Here is an 18510-nt window from a genome sequence, read left to right on the forward strand (position 1 = left end):
ACGCCGCATGAGCGCGGTTGAAAAAGAAGTGGCGGCGGGGCGCGGCAGCGCCCGCGCCGTCGCTATTGCATCATCGCTTGGCCGTTTCCTGGTCATTGCGATCACGACCTATCTTGGTCTGCTCGCGGTCACCTTCTTCATCGGCCGCGTCATTCCGATCGACCCGGTGCTGGCGGTGCTCGGCGACCGGGCGCCGGCCAATGTGGTTGAGCGCACGCGCCGCGAGATGGGTCTCGATTTGCCGTTGATCGAGCAGTTCTACATCTATGTGAAGAATGCGCTGAACGGCAATTTCGGCGTCTCCGTGCTGACCACCAATCCGGTCATGACCGACATTCGCCGGGCGCTTCCGGCCACGACGGAACTGGCGACCCTCGGAACGCTGATCGGCGCGTTGTTCGGCGTGCCGCTCGGTGTGCTGGCCGCGGTCAGGCGCGGCAGCCTCATCGACCAGATCGTGCGCGTCATCGGCCTGATCGGTTATTCCGTGCCGATCTTCTGGCTGGGGCTGCTTGGGCTGGTGCTGTTTTACGCCAAGCTGCAATGGGTTGCCTTCCCGGCGAGGCTCGACGTCGTCTACGAATACACCTTTACGCCGATCACCGGCTTCTATCTCCTCGACTCTGCGATGCAGGGGCAGTGGGACGTTTTTTACGACGCCTTCCGCCACATCATCCTGCCGGCCTCGCTGCTCGGCTATTTTTCGCTCGCCTATATCAGCCGCATGACGCGCTCGTTCATGCTCAACGAATTGTCGCAGGAATATATCGTCGCGGCGCGCGCCAAGGGCCTGTCGGAAACCCGCATCATCTGGGGCCACGCGCTGCGCAACGCAGCGGTGCCGATGGTGACGGTGATCGCGCTGTCCTATGCCGGACTGCTGGAAGGTTCGGTGCTGACCGAGACCGTCTTCTCATGGCCGGGCATCGGCCTTTACATCACCAATTCGCTGCAGAACGCCGACATGAATGCGGTGCTCGGTGGCACCATCGTCATCGGCTCGGTGTTCATCGCCATCAACCTTCTCTCCGACCTGCTGTATCGGGTGCTCGATCCGAGGACGAAGTCCGCATGAGCGTCGACACCATCCAGAGCCGTCGCGACTGGCTGCTCAGCGAGCGGCCGGCCTCGCGCATGCAGGCAAGGCTCGGCCGCGCCTATGTGGCGTGGCGGCGCTTTTCCGCCAACCGGTTGGCGTTTCTGGGCCTGCTCATCATCATTGCCCTGCTGGTCGTTGCCGCCCTTGCAGGCGTGCTGGCACCTTATTCGCCAACGTTCGGCGACCTGAAGAACGCGCGCCTGCTGGCGCCGAGCTCTGAGCACTGGTTCGGCACCGACGATCTCGGCCGCGATATCCTGTCGCGCATCCTCTACGGCTCGCGCTGGACGCTTTACGTGGTCATCCTGGTCGCCATCATCGCCGCACCCATCGGCCTTCTGGTCGGCACGGTGGCCGGCTATGCCGGCGGCTGGACCGATGCCATCCTGATGCGCATCACCGACATCTTCCTCGCCTTTCCCAAGCTGATCCTGGCGCTGGCCTTCGTCGCAGCACTTGGCCCCGGCATCGAGAATGCAGTGCTGGCCATCGCCATCACCTCATGGCCGCCCTACGCCCGCATCGCGCGGGCAGAGACGCTGACGGTGCGCAATTCCGACTACATCAAGGCGGTGCAACTGATGGGCGCTTCGCCCTTCCGCATCGTGCTGCGCCATATCATGCCGCTTTGCATTTCGTCCCTGATCGTCAGGGTGACGCTCGACATGGCCGGCATCATCCTGACCGCCGCCGGGCTCGGTTTCCTCGGCCTCGGCGCGCAGCCGCCGCTGCCCGAATGGGGCACGATGATCGCCTCCGGCCGCCGCTTCGTGCTCGATCAATGGTGGGTGGCCGGTGCGCCGGGCTTCGCCATTCTCATCGTCAGCCTCGGCTTCAACCTGCTTGGCGACGGCCTGCGCGACGCGCTCGATCCGCGGAGTGGCGACCAATGAGCGGGGAGACGAAGACGCTTCTCGACGTAGACGACCTGCGCGTCACCTTCCCGACCCGCACCGGGCTGATCGAGGCGGTGCGCGGCGTTTCCTTTTCGCTCGGCCGCGAACGGCTCGGCATCGTCGGCGAATCCGGCTCGGGAAAATCGCAGACCGGCCGCGCCATCATGGGCCTGACGCCACCGCAGGCGCGGATATCGGCCAACAAGCTCGCCTTCGACGGCATCGACCTGCTCACCGTCTCGCCACGCGAACGCCGGGCGCTGCGCGGCAAGCGCATCGCCATGATCCTGCAGGATCCGAAATATTCGCTCGACCCGGTGATGAGCATCGGTCGCCAGATCGTCGAGACGCTGCGCACCCATGAAAAGGTCGGCAAGGCGGAGGCACGCGACCGTGCATTGGCCATGCTGGAGGCGGTGCAGATCCGTGATCCCTCTCGCGTCTTCAATTTGCATCCGCATGAAGTTTCGGGCGGCATGGGCCAGCGCGCCATGATCGCCATGATGCTGATCGCCGGTCCGGAAATGATGATCGCCGACGAGCCGACCTCGGCGCTCGACGTCACCGTGCAGCTCGATGTGCTCGGCATCCTCGACCGGCTGGTCAGTGAGCGCGGCATGGGGCTGATCTTCATCTCGCACGATTTGCGCCTGGTCTCGTCCTTCTGCGATCGCGTCATCGTCATGTATGCCGGCAAGGTGGTCGAGCAGCTCAAGGCGTCCGAACTCGGCCAGGCCCAGCACCCCTACACGCGCGGCCTGCTCAATTGCATGCCCAAGATCGGTGCCGACCGCCACCCGCTGCCGGTGCTCGACCGCAAGCCGGAGTGGGCGGCATGACTTCTGCGATTGCCGTCGACAGGCTGGAAGTGATCTTCGACCGTTTTCGCGCACTGAAAGGCGTCAGCCTCGACGTGCAGCCGGGCGAATCCTTCGGCCTGGTCGGCGAATCCGGCTCCGGCAAATCGACGCTGCTGCGGGCCATCGCCGGCCTTGCGCCGGTTGCATCGGGCGGCATCGTCGTCAACGGCAAGACGCTCGGCGCGCGCCGCGACAAAGCCTTCTACCGTGAAGTGCAGATGGTCTTCCAGGATCCGTACGGGTCGCTGCACCCGCGCCAGACCGTCGACCGTCTGCTGCAGGAGCCGCTTGCCATCCATGGCTTTGCCGACGGCGAAAAGCGCATCCAGCGGGCGCTGGACGAGGTCGGCCTCGGCAACGGTTTCCGCTTCCGCTATTCGCACCAACTGTCCGGCGGCCAACGCCAGCGCGTGGCGATCGCCCGTGCGCTCATTCTCGAACCGTCGATCCTGCTGCTCGACGAGCCGACCTCGGCGCTCGATGCCTCGGTGCAGGCGGAAGTGCTCAACCTGCTGGAAGAGGTACGCAAGCGGCGCAAGCTGACCTTCCTGATGGTCAGTCACGACCTCGCCATCATCACCCATATGTGCGAGCGGCTGATGGTGATGCAAAGCGGCGAGGCGGTGGAGAATCTGGCGGCGGCGGATCTTGTCGAACGCCGTGTGACCAAGGACTATACGCGCAATCTGTTGCGGGCCAGCGACGGGTTTGTGAGAACCGCTTGAATTCGTTTTCTCTTTTGCGCCGAACAACCATCTTGGGGAATTCCCATGGAGGAATGGAAGTTTGCGGATCCGCCCAATGTCGCGGTGTTTGTGGATAGGGCAGTCGTTACCCGCGGCGATTGGATTGCATACGTCTCACATGACGATGACGACGGCAGTTGGCAATTCCACAACAGCGAAACCGGACCTGTTGACGAAGGCGATATCATGATCGTCAGCTTGCAAAACGTTGTGCAGCGGGACGAAAGCATCCAGGCGTTGGCGGACTTGCCAGAAGGCTGGCACGCTTGGCGCACCTCGAAATCGTCGCCATGGCAACGCGCCAGGTCGCGCCCTGTGCCCTCCAACGACAACGAATGATCAGGCAAAGCCTTAGGCTGAGCCTTGCGCCAGTTCGCCGCTCTCCAGAACGGGTGGCTCTTCCCGGCCCTTCGGCTCCTTGATCCTGAACCACGTCACATAAAGCGCCGGCAGGAACAGCAGCGTGATTGCGGTACCCGCGATGATGCCGCCCATCATCGCATAGGCCATCGGACCCCAGAACACTTCACGCGCGATCGGGATCAGCGCCAGGCTGGCGGCCGCCGCCGTCAGTGCGATCGGCCGCATCCGGTGTTCGGTCGCTTCGATGACCGCCGCCCAGCGGTCCTTGCCCTCGCGCACCAGATCCTCGATCTGCACGATCAGGATGACCGAATTGCGGATCAGGATGCCGATCAGCGCCAGCACGCCCAGGATGGCGACGAAGCCCAGCGGCGCTCCGCTCGGCACCAGCGCCGCCACCACGCCGATCAGGCCGAGCGGCGCCACCGCGACGACCAGGAACAGGCGCTGGAAGCTCTGCAACTGCACCATCAGGATCGTTGCCATGACGAACAGCATCAACGGCACGACGGCGGCGATCGGTCCCTGACTTTTGGCGCTCTCCTCGACCGAGCCGGCGGTGGCGATCGAATAGCCCGGCGGCAGCTTGGCGGTGAAGGCATCGACCGATGGCTTCAGTTCGTTGACGACCGTGGCCGGCAGCACGTCGCCGACCAGCCCGGCGCGCACGGTGATGGTCGGGATGCGGTCGCGTCGCCACACTGTCGGTTGCTCCAGATCGTAGCGGAAGTTGGCGACCGCCGCGAGCGGGATCGCCTCGCCGGTGCTGGTCGGTAATTGCATGTTCTGCAACGTCTCGATCGAGCCGCGTTCGGCGCCGCGGGAGCGGGCCACGACATTGATCAGGTAGGTGGCGTCGCGCACCTGCGTGATGGTAGCGCCGCCGACCGTACTGTTCAGCGCGCTGGCGATGTCGGAGGAGGTGATGCCGAGCTGGCGTGCCTTGTCCTGCAGCACGTCGACCCTCAGCACCCGCTGCGGCTCGTTCCAGTCGAAGGTCGGCGCGGCGAGCTTTGGATTGGCGGAGATGACACCGGCGAATTGCTGCGCCAGTTCGCGCACCGTCTGGATGTCGGGACCGCCGACGCGGTATTGCACGGGGCGGCCGACCGGCGGTCCGAGTTCGAGCGGCTTGACGAAGGCGTCGGTGCCGACGAACTCCTCGCGCAGCAGCTTTTCCAGCGCCGGCTTGACCCGGTTGCGGGCCTCGATGCTCTTGGTGACGATGACGGTCTGGCCGAAATAGGGGTTGGCCGGCTGCACGTCATAGGCGAGCACGAAACGCACCGCGCCCTGGCCGATATAGGACGAGAAATGGTCGATGTCGGGATTGCCGACCAGTGCCCGCTGCTCGAACCGCTCCATCTGGTCGCGCGTGTCGGCGATCGAAGAATTCTGCGGCAGGTTCCAGTCGACGATCAGCTCCGGCCGGTCCGATGGCGGGAAGAACTGCTGCTGCACCAGGCCGAAGCCGGCGATCGAGCCGGCAAACAACAACACGGTGGCGATGATGGTCAGCCAGTGATGGCGCACCGAGCCGACAAGCACGCGCCGGAACAGCGAGGTGAAGCGGCCCGGCTGGTCGTGATGCTTGGTTTTCATCGTCGCCGGCAGGATGGTGACGCCGAGCAGTGGCGCAAACAGCACCGCCACGATCCATGACACCAGCAGCGAAACGGCGATGACCACGAACAGGGTGAAGGTATATTCGCCGGCGGCGCTGTTGTTGAGGCCGATCGGGATGAAGCCGGCGACAGTTACCAGCGTACCGGTCAGCATCGGAAAGGCGGTCGATGTGTAGACATAGGTCGCCGCCTTGCGCAGATTGTCGCCGACCTCAAGCCGCGCCACCATCATCTCGACCGCGATCATCGCGTCGTCGACCAGAAGGCCGAGCGCGATGATCAGCGCACCCAGGGAAATACGCTGCAGCGAAATGCCGAGATAGGCCATGACCGTGAAGGTGATGGCCAGCACCAGCGGGATCGACAGCGCCACGACGAAGCCGGCGCGCATGCCGAGACTGATGAACGACACGGCGAGCACGATGGCGACCGCCTCGAACAGCGCACGCGTAAAGCCCGAGACGGCCTCCTCGACGATGACCGGCTGGTCGGCGACCAGATGCACGCCGACACCGACCGGCAGGTCGGCCAGCACCTTGTCCATCTCCTTGTGCAGGGCCTCGCCGAATTCGAGCAGGTTGGCGTTGGGTTTCATGCCGATGGCGAGCCCGATCGCGTCCTGGCCGTTGAAACGGAACAGTGCCGTCGGCGGATCGACATAGCCGCGTGTGATCGTCGCCACGTCGCTCAGGCGGAAGAAGCGGTCGTTGACGCGCAGATTGATGGCGCGCAGGCTTTCCTCGGAGGTGAACTGCCCGCCGACACGCACGCTGATGCGCTCCGGCCCGGACTGGATGACGCCGGACGGCGTGATCGCGTTCTGCGCCTGCAGGCTGGCGACGATCGCTTGCTGGTTGAGGCCGAGGGCGGCGATCTGGCGGGTTGAGAATTCGAGATAGATCGCTTCGTCCTGGGCGCCGACCAGGTCGACCTTGCCGGCGTTGGGCACGGTCAGGATCTTTGTTCTGGCATCCTCGACATAGTCGCGCAACTGGCGCGGCGTCAGCCCGTCCGATGTGAAGGCGTAGATGTTGCCATAGACGTCGCCGAAGCGGTCGTTGAAAAACGGTCCCTGCACACCCTGCGGAAACTGCGCCCCGATGTCATTGACCATGTTGCGCACCTGAATCCAGTTCGGCACGACATCGCGTGCCTTGGTGGTGTCCTTCAGGTTGACGAAGATGACGGTCTGGCCGGCCGTGGTGACGGACTTGGTGTAGTCGAGGCTGTCGAGTTCCTCGAGTTTCTTCTCGATGCGGTCGGTCACCTGCTGCACGGTTTCCTTGACCGAGGCGCCCGGCCAGTTGGCCTGGATGATCATCGTCTTGATGGTGAAGTTGGGATCTTCTTCACGGCCGAGATTGAGGTAGGAGAACACGCCAGCCACGACGAAGACCAGCATGAAATACCAGACCATGGAGCGGTGGTTGAGCGCCCAGTCAGAGAGATTAAAGCCTTTCATGAGGCCCCTCCCTCGGGCACTGTCACCTTCTGGCCTTCGCTCAGGCTGTGGACGCCCGCCGTGACAACACGCATGCCGGCCTCCAGCCCCTCGGTCACCGTGAAGGTGCCGCCATTCTTCGACGCGACCTTTATGTCGCGTGCGTTCACGCTCGATGTCTGCGGGTCGACGATCCACACTTTCGCGGAACCGTTCTTTTCGAACAGCGCCGACATGGGCAGTTCGATCGTCGGTGCCACCTTGGTCACGCGGGTCGCCGTCACCGTCGAGCCGAGCCGGAAGGCCTGTGGCGGATCCGTGAGCGTCAGCCTGACGCGCCGGGTGCGGGTCGAGCCCTCGGATTGCGGTGCGATCTCGCGCAGCTTAGCCCCGGTCTGGATCGTCGGCAGCGACTGCAGGATGACCTGGAAGGGCGTGCCGGCCGCGAGATCACCGGTCAATTGGTCGGGAATGTCGACCACCGCCTCGCGCAGGTCCGAGCGCGCCACGGTGACGACCGTCTGGCCGGGCGAGACCGTCTGGCCAACTTCGGCGCCGACAGCGGTGACGACACCGTCGAAATCAGAGAACAGCCTGGCATAGCCGAGCTGTTCCTGCGATTTGGCAAGCGAGGCCTTGGCCCGCTCGACACCTGCCTCCGCAGCTTTGCGCGCCTGCTGCGCGGCGTCGAAGACAGCTTGCGTGGCGTTGGCCGAGGCGAGTAACTGGCGCTGCCGTTCCTCGCTGGCGGCGGCGTTGGCGAACTGCGCCTCGGCATTGGACAGTTCCGCCTTGGCCGCCTGGAGCGACAACTCCAGCGCGGTCGGATCGAGTGCCGCTATCGTCGTGCCCTTGCTGACGATGTCGCCGACCTGGACGTCGCGCGAGACGACCCGGCCAAGCAGGCGGAAGGCCAGGTCGGCGCTGACCTGCGGTTCGACGGATCCGGCAAAACCGAAGACTTGCGTGGTGCGCGGCTCGATCACCATCGACAGCACCGGCCGGATGATCTCGGGCGGCTTTTCCTCCGACCTGGAGCAGGATGCCAGCGCGCCGAGCATGAGCACGCCGAGCAGGATGCGCGGCGTCCGGCTCATTGGCCCGCTCCCGATATCTCGATCGTCTGTCCAGGGCTGAGCAGCTGTCCTCCAGCGGTGACGACGCTTTGGCCTTCGTCCAGCCCCCTGGCGATCACGACCGTGCCCGAATTGAACGCCAGCACTTCGACCGGCGCCATCGTCACCGCCTTGGTCGACGGATCGACGATCCAGACCGCCGGCTTGCCGGCGCTGGACGTCAGCGCCTGCCAGGGCAGCAGGATCGCCTTCGCCGGCTTGGCGCTTACCGAGCCGATGACGGCTGCTCCCAGCGGCATGCCGGCGGGCGTGTCGGGAATGGCGACCTTGACCCGGATTGAGCCCGAAGCCGGGTCGACCGCAGGCGAGATTTCGCGGACCTTGCCCGTTGCCTTGACCTGCGGATCGGACAACAGCGTGATCGTCACCGCAGGCGATGCCGGTGTCTTGGCGATCAGCGTCTCCTGCACGTTGAACACCGCGTCGCGGTCGCCGTCCTCGGCGACGGTGAAGACGGTTTGCGCGGCTTGCACCACTTGGCCGGTTTCGACTTGGCGGGCGGTGATCACGCCGGCGGCACCGGCCTTGAGCTCGGTGAAGGACAGGTTTTGCTGGGCGTTGGAGAAAGCGCTCTGCGCGGCTTCGACGCTGCCTTGTGCCACCTTCAGGGCCTGGTCCGCGGCGTCATAGTCGCGCCTGGTGGTGAAGCCCTGCGCCAGCAGCGTCTTCTGCCGCTCGAAGGCGGCAACGGACTGGGTCAATTGCGCCTTGGCTGCATCAAGATCGGCCTGCGCCGAGCGCAGGTCGGATTCCTGCTCCTGCGGGTCGATGCGGGCGAGCACCGTGCCTTGATCGACATGCTGGCCGACATCGACAAACCGTTCGGCGACGCGACCGCCGACCCGGAACGACAGATTGTTCAGCGTACGCGCCGCGATCACCCCGGTCAGCGAAGTCCTTGGCGCATAGTCGGCCATCGCCACCGTTTCGGTGCGCACCATGATCTGCAGTTTCTTATCCGCCGCCTCCTGCTTCTCACAGCCGGCCAGAAGCAGCGCCGCCGTGCAGGCGAAAAGCGCCGGGGCGGCTGGAAAAGACAAAAGACCGGGAGCTCTGACCGATGGCTGCGAGACGGGCGAAGTCACGTTCCTGCTCATGGGCTCCCCCGACCGCGGGCCGCTCGCTGATCGCGGTGCCTCGCGGACACTCAGAGGATAGTCGATCCCCGGGAAAAGGAAACCGGTCTCGTACGTGTATCGCCCGACTGGTTAAGCGCCGGGATCTGCCCACCGCAGGCCCAATCGCCTGCTGGTGGTGCCGACTTGAGGAAAACGTGAAATAAGGTCAGAAGACATCTCAACGGCATCAAACAGGACGGGCGCCGGCCCGGTGAGGGATACGATGAAGAATTCAGCCATTTCCGAACGCAAGAACCAATCGATTTCCCGCGGCGTCGGCATGACCACGCAGATTTATGCCGACCGGGCTGAAAATTCGGAAATCTGGGATGTCGAGGGGCGTCGCTATATCGATTTCTCGTCGGGCATCGCCGTCGTCAACACCGGGCATCGCCATCCCAGGGTGATCGACGCGGTCAAGGCACAGCTCGACCGCTTCACCCACACCTGCCACCAGGTGGTGCCCTATGAGAGCTATGTGCGCCTGGCCGAACGGCTGAACGGCATGCTGCCCGGCAAGTTCGAGAAGAAGACGATCTTCGTCACCACCGGGGCCGAGGCTGTCGAGAACGCCATCAAGATCGCCCGCAATGCCACCGGCCGTCAGGCGGTCATCGCCTTCGCCGGCGGCTTCCATGGCCGCACCTTCATGGGCATGGCGCTGACCGGCAAGGTCGTGCCTTACAAGGTCGGCTTCGGCGCCATGCCGGGAGATGTCTATCATGCGCCGTTCCCTGTGCCGCTGCACGGTGCCTCGGTCGCCGACTCGCTGGCGGCGCTCGACCGGTTGTTCAAGGCCGATGTGGATCCGGCGCGCGTCGCCGCCATCATCATCGAGCCGGTTCAGGGCGAGGGCGGCTTCTACGACGCGCCGCGGGATTTCCTGGTTGCGCTGCGCAAGCTTTGCGACCAGCACGGCATGCTGCTGATCGCCGACGAAGTGCAGACCGGCTTTGCCCGCACCGGCAAGATGTTTGCTATGGATCACCATGAGGTGGCCGCCGACATCACCACCATGGCCAAGAGCCTGGCCGGCGGCTTTCCTCTGGCGGCGGTCACCGGCCGCGCCGAAATCATGGATGCGCCCGGCCCCGGCGGGCTCGGCGGCACCTATGGCGGCAGCCCGATCGGCGTTGCCGCGGCGCACGCCGTGCTCGACGTGATCGAGGATGAAAAGCTGTGCGATCGCGCTAATACGCTGGGCGCAAGGCTGAAACAGCGGCTGCAGTCGATCCGCGACGACGTGCCCGAGATCGTCGACATCAGAGGTCTCGGCTTCATGAACGCGGTCGAGTTCAACGACGTCAAGAAGGGCCTGCCCTCAGCCGAGATCGCCAATGCGATCCGGTTGAAGGCGCTCGACAAGGGCCTGATCCTGTTGACCTGCGGCGTCTACGGCAACGTCATCCGCTTCCTGGCGCCGATCACCATCCAGGACGAAGTCATGAACGAAGCACTCGACATTCTGGAAAGCTCGATCCGCGAAGTCTGCGCCGCCTGATCAGTAAGGTGCCGCGCCTGAGGGACGGAATTATCCCGCCGCTCTGGCGGGCTCATTCTCGAGGAAAGCAGCCAGTGCCGCTTTCAGCCCCTCGGGGCCAGCGGCCACCGTCTGTGGCGTCGGCGAGAAGCCGGCGCCCAACATCTTGCGGCCAAGCATATGGTCGCCCGGACGGTTGACCGATTCGATGCCGAGCAGCCGCTCGCCGGCGTAGTGGTAGATCGAGAATTTGTTGTCGGGCAGGTCGCCCAGCACGACATGGCTGTCGCCGCCGGCGGTCAGGCCGACCATCTGCAGCTTCATGTCGCCGATGTCGGACCAGAACCATGGCACCGCAGAATAGGCGTCGGCATGGCCTGATATCGTGCGCGCGGCAAGCCGCGCCTGGTCGGTGGCATTCTGCACCGATTCCAGCCGCACGTCGCCGCCGGTGAACCAGTGACGGTAAGAGGCAGCATCGCCAATAGCGAGAATCTCCGGCACCGAAGTCCGCATCTGGTGATCGACGCGGATGCCGTTGGCGATGCCGAGGCCAGCTTCCTGTGCCAGTTCGACATTCGGCACGGCACCAATGCCGACAATGACCATGCGCGCCGGCAGCCTTTCGCCTGACGAGGTGATCGCGGCCACGACATGACCGTTTTCGCCTTCGAGCCTGGCGATCGAGGTGCCGGTGAGGATGCGCACGCCCGTCGCTTCCAGCCGTTGCCGGACGTGGCTCGCCACCACCGGCGCTACGGCGCGGCCAAGCAGCCGGTCCACCGCCTCGACCACTGTCACCGTGCGGCCGGCGGCCCTCAACGTGGCTGCGATCTCCAGCCCGATGAAACCGCCGCCGAGGATGACGACTTCGTCGGTTTGCGCGCTGAGGTCGCGGATCAGCCGCGCATCGGCCAGCGAGCGCAGCGACAGCACCCCGGACAGATCGGCACCGGCCAGCGGCAGCGTGCGCGGGCGCGAGCCTGTCGCCAGGATCAGGTGGTCGAAGGCAAGCGCACCACCGCCGGCAATATCCAAACTGCGGCGTCCGGCATCGATGCGATCGATCCTGACGCCAGGCCGGTAGTCGATGGCGCTGCCGGTGTAAAAGGCCTCGCCGCGCAAGGGTTGTGGCTTGGCCTCGGCATCCTTGATGAAGGTCTTCGACAGCGGCGGCTTGTGGTAGGGCAGTTCGTCCTCATCTCCGACGAGGATTACCGGTCCGTCATAACCGTCCTCGCGCAGACTTGCGGCCGCTTGCACGCCCGCATGACCCGCGCCGACAATGACCACACCGTTCTTCATCGCACTCGATCCCGATTCTACCCTAGGATGTTCCGCCAGATGGCAATTGTCTGGCACCGCTGCAAGCGAGCTTTTGCGGGTCGCATCCGGGATGGCGGCTGTCAATCGCACAGTTCAGCGGCAAGACCGGTGCAGGAAACGCATAAAGTTGACAGTTGCAGTTTAGAATAATTCTAAACTGTTGTTTCGATTGACTTTTCTTGCGGATTGTCATTGACATCCGACGGTGTCGCAGCTTTATGGAAGTTCGCGCGTCAGCGCATCCCTTTAATGTTTGGGCCTTGAACCCTTTCGATTGGAGGCATTTTGGTGTCTTTCTTCCGCGAACCGCGCGATGGCGCGGCATCTCTTGCGCCCAATGGCCCGCAGATGGCCTGGCGCCGGTTGCTGCGCGCGCCGTTTACAGAATTTCCGAGAAACTGGAGAGTGATCATGACAGCACGATATGGCAGCAGGCTTGCGGCGATCGGCGCCACTGCCCTGCTGACGGCGGCGGTATTCGTGTTGCCGGCAAAGGCGGAAACAGATGTAAAGGCGGTCATCAAGACCTATTCCGACATCGCGCTCGCGAAATACGAGGATTCGCTGACCACCGCGCAAGCGCTCGACAAGGCGGTCGACGCGCTGCTCGCCACGCCATCGGTGGAAACCCTCAACGCTGCCCGTGACGCCTGGAAGGCATCGCGCGTTCCCTACCAGCAGACCGAAGTCTACCGCTTCGGCAACAAGATCGTCGACGACTGGGAAGGCAAGGTGAATTCCTGGCCGCTGGATGAAGGCTTGATCGACTATGTCGCCAAGAGCTACGGCACCGAATCGGACGCGAACGCGCTCTACACGGCCAATGTGATCGCCAACAAGGAGATCGAGATCAACGGCAAGAAGGTCGATGCATCGAAGCTTTCGCCGGAATTCCTCTCCGGGACGCTGCAGGGAGCCGGCGGCATCGAGGCCAATGTCGCCACCGGCTATCACGCCATCGAATTCCTGCTCTGGGGCCAGGACCTGCATGGCACCGGCCCGGGTGCCGGCGAGCGCCCCTACACCGACTACGACCTCAAAAACTGCACCGGCGGTAATTGCGACCGCCGCGCCGAGTATCTGAAATCGGCCAGCGACCTTCTGGTTTCGGATCTTCAGGAGATGGTCGGCAACTGGAAGGAAGACGGCGCCGCCCGCAAGGCTCTTGTCGATAGCGAGCCGAACACGGCGATCTCGACGATCTTCACCGGCATGGGCTCGCTGTCCTACGGCGAACTGGCCGGCGAGCGCATGAAGCTCGGCCTACTGCTGCATGATCCGGAAGAGGAGCACGATTGCTTCTCCGACAACACCTACAATTCGCATCTCTACGACGCCATCGGCATTCGCGCGGCCTATCATGCGAGCTACACGCGTCTCGACGGCACCATCGTTTCGGGTCCTTCGGTGGCCGATATGGTGAAGGCGGCCGACCCGGCGATCGACAAGGAACTGTCTGACAAGCTCGATGTTTCGGTCGCCAAGATGGAGGCGATCAAGGCGCGTGCACTGGCCGGCGAGGCCTATGACCAGCAGATCGCCGAGGGCAACATTGAGGGCAATGCCACCGTCCAGGCGGCGATCGATGCGCTGATCGATCAGACCAAGTCGATTGAGCGCGCCGTCGGCTCCCTGAAGCTCAGCACCATCGCCTTCGAAGGGTCCGACAGCCTCGACGCGCCGGACAAGGTGTTCAAGTAAGGGGTAAACGACGGAGACTGACCCGGAGCCGGACAACCGGCTTTGCAACGGCCTCCGCCAGAAGATCAAGCCACACGGCGCGGGAGACGCCGTCAGCCAGCCGAGCAAGCCAATGCTGATTTGTCATTGCAACATCATCACCGAGAAGGAGATCGAGCAGACGATCGTCGGGCTGCTGGACCAGGATCCCTGGCAGTTGATCGTGCCGGCGAAAATCTATCATGCAATGCAAAAGCGCGGTCGCTGTTGCGGCTGCTTCCCAAATGTGGTGGAAACGATCATTCGGGTCACCGAAAACTACCACGCTCGCTCGGAGGCGAGCGGCGTGGATGTCGTTTCACACCTGGATCGCGTCAGAGGCCTGCGCATCCAATACGGGAGCAGAATTCATGAAAGGCGATCCGCAGATCATCGAGCGGCTTAACGAGGCCCTTTTTCTGGAGCTTGGCGCCGTCAATCAGTACTGGGTGCATTTCCGTCTGCTTGAGGACTGGGGATACGCGAAGCTGGCAAAGAAGGAGCGGGCGGAATCGATCGAGGAGATGCACCATGCCGACAAGCTCGTCGCCCGCATCATCTTCCTCGAAGGCCATCCGAACCTGCAGTCCGTGGCGCCGCTGCGCATCGGGCAGAACGTCAAGGAAGTGCTCGAATCCGACCTTGCCGGAGAATATGACGCACGTACCGCCTACAAGCGTTCGCGCGAAATTTGCAACGACGCCGGCGACTACGTGACGATGAAGCTGTTCGAGGAATTGCTGGCCGACGAGGAGGGTCACATCGACTTTCTTGAGACGCAGCTCGACCTGCTTGCCTCGATTGGCGAGGAGAAATACGGCCAGCTCAACGCCGCATCGGCAGACGAGGCGGAGTAAGGGCATGCGGGAATGCGGCGCCTGCTAGAATTCGTGCGCCGCTCGCGGCGGGCCAATGGCTCGCCGCTCCCTGAGAAGACGCCAGCCGGATTGGCGCGTCGGCGCTGTGTCATGCTCGTGTTGGCGCTTACCTCTTCGGCGATGGCGGGTGATCTTCAGCCGGCCGGCTTCGCCACCACGCGCACCGACCTCAATGCGAAGGATCAGGCGCGCGTCATTGCCGTCACCAGGCCGACCACGGATTTTTCCAGGCCAGAGCCGTTCGAATTGATGCAAGGTGGCGCCGGCACGTCCCGAAAGGACGTCAGCCGCGATTCCTTCTCGCAATCCTCGGCCAACATCACCTTCGAGGAAGAGGGCGACTTCAAGCTCGGCAATGCCCTTTTCCGCAAGAACTGGGTCTCGTCGCCATCCTCGACGCAAGCGTCGGACGGGCTCGGCCCGCTGTTCAACGAACGTGCCTGCCAGAACTGTCATCTGAAGGATGGCCGCGGCCGCCCGCCGCAAGGCGACCCCGGCACCACGTCGATGTTCCTGCGGCTGGCCCGCGACGCCAGCAGCGTGGAAGAGAAGGCGGCGCTTGCCGACCATCAGGTGCTCAACTTCCCCGACCCGGTCTACGGCAGGCAATTGCAGGAGCTCGCCGTACCCGGCCTGCCTGGTGAAGGCAGGATCCATATCGATTACCAGGAACGTAAGGTGGAGCTGACGGACGGCTCTGTGATCTCCTTGCGCAAACCGAGCTATTCGGTTGACGGCCTTGGCTACGGGCCGCTTGACCCGCGCACCACGCTGTCGCCGCGGCTCACACCGCCGATGATCGGCCTGGGCCTGATCGAACAGATCGCGCCGTCTGATATTCTCGCCCAAGCCGATCCGGACGACAGGGACGGCGACGGCATTTCCGGCAGGCCGAACATCGTGCGCGATAGCCTGAACGGGGAACTGACGCTCGGCCGCTTCGGCTGGAAGGCGCAGACCGCGTCGATCCGCCAGCAGGCGGCGGACGCCTTTGCCGGCGACATCGGCATCTCGACGCTCGAAGAGCCGAGGCATTGGGGCGATTGCACTGCTGCGGAGGCAAAATGCCTCGCCATGCCGAACGGCGTGCAGCAGCGTCTTGGCCCGGTCGAGGCGCCGCCGCCGGTGATGGATCTCGTCACCTTCTATTCGCAGAACCTGGCCGTGCCGTCGCGCCGGGACCTCGACCGGCCGGACGTGCTCGCGGGCAAAAAGACATTCTACGAGATCGGCTGCATTGCCTGCCATACGCCGAAATTCGTCACGCGCCGCGATACGCCCAATAAGGCGCAGGCCTTCCAGTTGATCTGGCCCTATTCCGACTTCCTGCTGCACGACATGGGGCCTGATCTGGCCGATGGCCAGGCCGTGGGCGATGCGACGGGCAATGAGTGGCGCACGCCGCCGCTGTGGGGCATCGGCCTGACCGAGACAGTCAACGGCAATTCCTTCTTTCTGCATGACGGGCGCGCGCGCAGCCTGGCTGAGGCGATCCTGTGGCATGGCGGCGAGGCGCAGAAAGCGCGCGACCGTTTTGCCGCCGCTAACGCGGCCGAGCGTGACGCATTGCTCAAATTCCTGGAGTCACTGTGATGTTCAAGCGTTCTGCATTGTTTTTCGCTCTTCCGCTGGCCCTGCTGGGCGTTGTCCCTGCGTCTGCGGCGGTCAAAGCCTCCGACATCATCCAGCGGGCGATCGATGGCTTCGTCCGCCCGGCCTATGCCGGCCTGCACGAGCATGCGGAAGCCTTGACCGGATCCATGCGCAAGCTGTGCGTCACGCCCTCGCAAGGAGAACTCGATGCCGCACGCGCCGAATTCTCCGCCACCGTCTATGCCTGGTCGTCAGCCGAAATCATCGGCTTCGGGCCGATCAAGGAGAACAACCGGCTGGAACGCATGCTGTTCTGGCCGGATCGCAAGAGCATTGGCCTGAAGCAGGTGCAGGCGGCGCTGTCGGCGAAGGATCCAACCGCCACAGATCCGGAACAGCTGGCCAGCAAGAGCGTCGCCATGCAGGGGCTGGGCGCGCTGGAGTTCGTACTTTACGGCGACGGCGCCGATGCACTGGCCGGCAAGGATGATCCCTACCGCTGCGCCTATGGCACTGCTGTTGCCGGCAACATCGAAACCATGGCCGGCGAGGTCAGCGCCGCCTGGAACAAACCGGACGGCTTTGCAGCGCTTTGGGCCAATCCGGGGCCGCAGAACCCGCTCTACCGCGACGGCAATGAAGCGGTGACCGAACTGGTCGGCGTCTTCATCAACGAGCTGGAAATGGTGCGTGACGTGCGCCTGAAAGGATTTTTCGGCGGCAAGCCGGACGCGGACAAGCCGAAACAAGCGATCTATTGGCGCTCGCAAAACACCACCGCGTCACTGGCCGGCAATCTCTCCGGCATCGATACGCTGTTCCAGGCCTCGAAACTTGGCGACGCCCTGCCGGCCGATGCGCGCTGGATGGCCGAATCCATCCACATCCAGCTGGTCAACGGTGTCGCCACCGCCAAGGCCGTCAGCGGTCCAATCGACAAGGCGCTTGCCGATCCGGCATTGCGCGACAAGCTCGATCATTTCGCGCTGATCACCTCCAGCCTGTCGACCCTGATCGGGACCAGGTTGACCGCTGAATTCGGCCTGACCGCAGGCTTCTCCTCGCTGGATGGGGACTGAATTGAAAACCCCGCTGATAGATCGCCGCGATTTCCTGAGAGCTGCAGGCGTTGGCTTCATGGCCGCGATGGCGCCATCGGCCTGGGCAAGGACGCTTGCGGTCGACGCCGTCTTCGCCACCGCTTTCGTCAAACGCGACGGCAGCTTTGGCGCTGCCGTCCTGTCCGAGGCCGGCAAAGTCCTGCATGCGATCGATCTGCCCGATCGCGGCCACGATGTCACCTTCGATCCCATATCGAAACGCTCGGTGGTCTTCGCGCGGCAACCCGGCACCTTTGCCGTGGTTTTCGACCATTCGGGCCGTGATGCGCCGCTGACCATCGCCAGCATCGCCGGCCGGCATTTCTTCGGCCACGGCGTGTTCTCGGCCGACGGTGCGCTGCTCTATGCCACCGAAAACGACTTCGACAACGCCGCCGGCGTCGTCGGCGTTTACGATGCGCGGGCGAAATTCAGCCGTGTCGGCGAGTTCCCGACCTATGGAATGGGTCCGCACGAGCTTCTGCTCCTGGGCGATGGCAGGACGATTGCGGTAGCAAATGGCGGCATCGAGACCCATCCGGATTACGGCCGCGCCGAGCTCAACATTGCGACCATGAAGCCGTCCTACGTGCTGATAGACCGCGCCACCGGCGACCTTATCGAGAAGCACGAATTGCCGGCCGCACTGCATCAGCTGTCTATCCGCCACATGGATACAGATCCATCCGGAACCGTCTGGTTCGGCTGCCAGTACCGGGGGCCGGGCACCGATCGTCCGTTGCTGGTCGGTCGCGCCACGCGCGGCAAGGATCTGCAACTGCTCGACATGCCGCAGGACGTTTTGTCCGGCTTCCGCAACTACATAGGCTCGGTCGCCGCCAATCCGGCTGCCGGCACGGTCGCGGTCTCCTCGCCGGAAGGCAACTCGCTTGTCGTGCTCGATGCGGCCAGCGGCCGGGTCGTCGCGAACAGCGCGCTGGTCGAGGTCTGCGGGGTGGCTCCCGATGGAACCGGCTTCATGGCCACCACCGGCGCTGGCCAGATCGTCGAGGGCAGTGGTGCGACACGCTCCGAACCGGACTATGTCTGGGACAACCACATGCTGCGCATCGAGCATGCCGCATGGGCCACAAGCGAAGCCGCTTAACGAATTATGCACTATCCCCTTG

The 18510-nt window shown here is 64.0% G+C and carries 16 protein-coding genes; 12 read left to right on the forward strand and 4 right to left on the reverse strand.

Features of this window, described 5'->3' with window-relative positions:
* Positions 1-7: 7 nt before the first annotated feature.
* Genes LB559_RS08570 through LB559_RS08590 form a run of 5 tightly spaced genes read left to right on the forward strand, consistent with a single transcriptional unit; the run spans position 8 to position 3940 of the window.
* Positions 8-1075 (forward strand): ABC transporter permease, encoded by a 1068-nt coding sequence (locus tag LB559_RS08570; RefSeq protein ID WP_024503440.1) that lies wholly within the window; start codon positions 8-10, stop codon positions 1073-1075.
* Entirely contained in the window at positions 1072-1992 is a 921-nt protein-coding gene (nikC, locus tag LB559_RS08575; RefSeq protein ID WP_024503441.1) for a nickel transporter permease, read from the forward strand. Before LB559_RS08570 ends, nikC begins: the two co-directional genes overlap by 4 nt.
* Positions 1989-2834, forward strand: a complete 846-nt coding sequence (locus tag LB559_RS08580) for an ABC transporter ATP-binding protein (RefSeq protein WP_024503442.1) — start codon at positions 1989-1991, stop codon at positions 2832-2834. Before nikC ends, LB559_RS08580 begins: the two co-directional genes overlap by 4 nt.
* Positions 2831-3580: an ABC transporter ATP-binding protein gene (locus tag LB559_RS08585; RefSeq protein WP_013527922.1), complete on the forward strand. Its 750-nt coding sequence runs from the start codon at positions 2831-2833 to the stop codon at positions 3578-3580. Before LB559_RS08580 ends, LB559_RS08585 begins: the two co-directional genes overlap by 4 nt.
* Before the next feature lie 45 nt (positions 3581-3625).
* Complete coding sequence (locus LB559_RS08590; RefSeq protein ID WP_206519134.1) at positions 3626-3940, forward strand: hypothetical protein; 315 nt, start codon at positions 3626-3628, stop codon at positions 3938-3940.
* Positions 3941-3952: 12 nt separating this feature from the next.
* Here the strand turns inward: LB559_RS08590 and LB559_RS08595 are convergent, their stop codons facing one another.
* The 3 genes from LB559_RS08595 to LB559_RS08605 are packed head-to-tail and all read right to left on the reverse strand — an operon-like array spanning position 3953 to position 9263.
* Entirely contained in the window at positions 3953-7051 is a 3099-nt protein-coding gene (locus tag LB559_RS08595) for an efflux RND transporter permease subunit (RefSeq protein ID WP_063171162.1), read from the reverse strand.
* Positions 7048-8127, reverse strand: coding sequence for an efflux RND transporter periplasmic adaptor subunit (locus LB559_RS08600; RefSeq protein WP_024503446.1), 1080 nt, complete (start codon positions 8125-8127; stop codon positions 7048-7050). The genes LB559_RS08595 and LB559_RS08600 overlap by 4 nt, the downstream gene beginning before the upstream one ends.
* Positions 8124-9263: an efflux RND transporter periplasmic adaptor subunit gene (locus LB559_RS08605; RefSeq protein ID WP_224673780.1), complete on the reverse strand. Its 1140-nt coding sequence runs from the start codon at positions 9261-9263 to the stop codon at positions 8124-8126. Before LB559_RS08605 ends, LB559_RS08600 begins: the two co-directional genes overlap by 4 nt.
* Before the next feature lie 244 nt (positions 9264-9507).
* On the opposite strand from LB559_RS08605, the gene LB559_RS08610 reads away from it, so the two are divergent.
* Positions 9508-10785, forward strand: coding sequence for a 4-aminobutyrate--2-oxoglutarate transaminase (locus LB559_RS08610; protein WP_224673781.1), 1278 nt, complete (start codon positions 9508-9510; stop codon positions 10783-10785).
* A 30-nt stretch (positions 10786-10815) separates the two neighbouring features.
* On the opposite strand, the gene LB559_RS08615 is transcribed toward LB559_RS08610, so the two are convergent.
* On the reverse strand, positions 10816-12069 hold the full coding sequence (locus tag LB559_RS08615) for an NAD(P)/FAD-dependent oxidoreductase (protein ID WP_224673782.1): 1254 nt from the start codon (positions 12067-12069) through the stop codon (positions 10816-10818).
* 432 nt (positions 12070-12501) lie between these two features.
* Between LB559_RS08615 and LB559_RS08620 the strand changes: the two genes are divergently transcribed.
* The 6 genes from LB559_RS08620 (at position 12502) to LB559_RS08645 (ending at position 18488) form a co-directional block, all read left to right on the forward strand.
* A complete protein-coding gene (locus LB559_RS08620) occupies positions 12502-13791 on the forward strand; it encodes an imelysin family protein (protein ID WP_224673783.1) in 1290 nt (429 codons plus the stop codon).
* Between the two features lie 112 nt (positions 13792-13903).
* Entirely contained in the window at positions 13904-14215 is a 312-nt protein-coding gene (locus LB559_RS08625) for a (2Fe-2S)-binding protein (protein ID WP_013527915.1), read from the forward strand.
* Positions 14181-14666 (forward strand): bacterioferritin, encoded by a 486-nt coding sequence (gene bfr / locus LB559_RS08630; RefSeq protein ID WP_013527914.1) that lies wholly within the window; start codon positions 14181-14183, stop codon positions 14664-14666. Before LB559_RS08625 ends, bfr begins: the two co-directional genes overlap by 35 nt.
* A 12-nt stretch (positions 14667-14678) precedes the next feature.
* A complete protein-coding gene (locus tag LB559_RS08635) occupies positions 14679-16280 on the forward strand; it encodes a di-heme oxidoredictase family protein (protein WP_224673784.1) in 1602 nt (533 codons plus the stop codon).
* Positions 16280-17359 (forward strand): imelysin family protein, encoded by a 1080-nt coding sequence (locus LB559_RS08640; RefSeq protein ID WP_224673785.1) that lies wholly within the window; start codon positions 16280-16282, stop codon positions 17357-17359. Before LB559_RS08635 ends, LB559_RS08640 begins: the two co-directional genes overlap by 1 nt.
* Position 17360: 1 nt before the next feature.
* Positions 17361-18488, forward strand: a complete 1128-nt coding sequence (locus LB559_RS08645) for a DUF1513 domain-containing protein (protein WP_224673786.1) — start codon at positions 17361-17363, stop codon at positions 18486-18488.
* The last annotated feature ends 22 nt before the right edge of the window (positions 18489-18510 follow it).

Source organism: Mesorhizobium sp. BR1-1-3 (assembly GCF_020165455.1).
In the GTDB taxonomy this organism is placed as follows: domain Bacteria; phylum Pseudomonadota; class Alphaproteobacteria; order Rhizobiales; family Rhizobiaceae; genus Mesorhizobium; species Mesorhizobium ciceri.

Coding starts and splice junctions, on each gene's coding strand:
- LB559_RS08580 (WP_024503442.1), top strand. CDS start 1,989: ATGAGCGGGGAGACGAAGACGCTTCTCGACGTAGACGACCTGCGCGTC.
- LB559_RS08625 (WP_013527915.1), top strand. CDS start 13,904: ATGCTGATTTGTCATTGCAACATCATCACCGAGAAGGAGATCGAGCAG.
- LB559_RS08595 (WP_063171162.1), bottom strand. CDS start 7,051: ATGAAAGGCTTTAATCTCTCTGACTGGGCGCTCAACCACCGCTCCATG.
- LB559_RS08600 (WP_024503446.1), bottom strand. CDS start 8,127: ATGAGCCGGACGCCGCGCATCCTGCTCGGCGTGCTCATGCTCGGCGCG.
- LB559_RS08610 (WP_224673781.1), top strand. CDS start 9,508: ATGAAGAATTCAGCCATTTCCGAACGCAAGAACCAATCGATTTCCCGC.
- LB559_RS08635 (WP_224673784.1), top strand. CDS start 14,679: ATGCGGCGCCTGCTAGAATTCGTGCGCCGCTCGCGGCGGGCCAATGGC.
- LB559_RS08590 (WP_206519134.1), top strand. CDS start 3,626: ATGGAGGAATGGAAGTTTGCGGATCCGCCCAATGTCGCGGTGTTTGTG.
- LB559_RS08640 (WP_224673785.1), top strand. CDS start 16,280: ATGTTCAAGCGTTCTGCATTGTTTTTCGCTCTTCCGCTGGCCCTGCTG.
- LB559_RS08585 (WP_013527922.1), top strand. CDS start 2,831: ATGACTTCTGCGATTGCCGTCGACAGGCTGGAAGTGATCTTCGACCGT.
- nikC (WP_024503441.1), top strand. CDS start 1,072: ATGAGCGTCGACACCATCCAGAGCCGTCGCGACTGGCTGCTCAGCGAG.
- LB559_RS08570 (WP_024503440.1), top strand. CDS start 8: ATGAGCGCGGTTGAAAAAGAAGTGGCGGCGGGGCGCGGCAGCGCCCGC.
- LB559_RS08605 (WP_224673780.1), bottom strand. CDS start 9,263: ATGAGCAGGAACGTGACTTCGCCCGTCTCGCAGCCATCGGTCAGAGCT.
- bfr (WP_013527914.1), top strand. CDS start 14,181: ATGAAAGGCGATCCGCAGATCATCGAGCGGCTTAACGAGGCCCTTTTT.
- LB559_RS08615 (WP_224673782.1), bottom strand. CDS start 12,069: ATGAAGAACGGTGTGGTCATTGTCGGCGCGGGTCATGCGGGCGTGCAA.
- LB559_RS08620 (WP_224673783.1), top strand. CDS start 12,502: ATGACAGCACGATATGGCAGCAGGCTTGCGGCGATCGGCGCCACTGCC.